This window comes from Oleiphilus sp. HI0128 (assembly GCF_001635365.1).
The window spans coordinates 1-1,039 of the sequence record NZ_LWGG01000033.1; the positions used below are offsets into that span (position 1 = coordinate 1).

The 1,039-nt window shown below is 47.3% G+C and carries 1 protein-coding gene; it reads right to left on the bottom strand.

From position 1 onward, the window contains the following. Positions 1 to 9: 9 nt before the first annotated feature. The coding region (locus A3763_RS00510; RefSeq protein WP_068759804.1) for an efflux RND transporter periplasmic adaptor subunit at positions 10 to 1,039 on the bottom strand (1,030 nt) is incomplete at its 5' end.

The window sequence follows — 1,039 nt, forward strand, 5'->3', positions numbered from 1 at the left end:
ACTCTTTCATTAAGAATCTACTCCTGACGCCTTATCTTCTGCCGAAACTCGAACAGGGCTGACCTTTTCACCAACCGAAACAAAACCTTGCCCGACGGTAATAAGCTCAAGCACCTCGGGTAAACCGCCTAGCCAAACACCATCATTCTCGCTGCGTAAGAGTTCAACCGGATATGCTTTTACCCGCCCCTCAACATCGAGTCCTTTAATTTGCAGTTCACCCTGACTATCAAGGCTTAATAATGAAGGAGAAAGTTTGTGGGCTTTTTGCTGGCCAAGCAAAATACTAACGCGAGCGCTTTGGCCAAAGCGTTTTACTTGAGACGAATTCTGCGCCAAGGCCTCTATTCTGAAAGCGCGTGTCGCCAAATCAGCAATGCTCGATATATAAGTGATCTTGCCCTTTAGCTCAGTACCATTGAGTAACTTTGCCTCAACCACTTGCCCCAAAGCTAATTTGGCAACGTGCTGCTGAGGAACATCAGCACTAATGATAAGCGCCTGATCGTCGACAATTGTTGCCAACACAGTGCCTGGAGCAACGTAGTCACCCTGCTCAACGTGTAAGTCATTTAAAACACCCGCAAAAGGGCTAAGTATATGGGTGTGTTCGATTTCCAGCTCAACCTCTTTAACCGCGGCTTCAGCCGCCATTACATTCGCCTGATTTTGTTGCAGCTGATTTTCGGATAAGAGATTCTTTTCCTTCAGACTTAAGCTTGATTTCAACTCGGCCCTTGCAACCTTAAGATCCGCTTTAGCCCTTGCCAAGCGAGCCTGCCTATCATTCATCGCCAAATTGAGCACACGTTGACCGGCTGTCATTCGATCACCTTTCTTGGCGATCAATTTAGCAATAGCTCCTTCGGTCTCAGCACGAATATCAACATTTCTATCGGCATCTATTTCACCTTGCAAGTCGATACGCTGTGTGAGCTCCTGTGCCTTAAACTGCTTTACGGTCACGCGGAACAAACCTTCATCGCGCTGAGATGATTCCGCAATAACGTCCTGTCCTTGGTGCTCGGCATCATCTTTA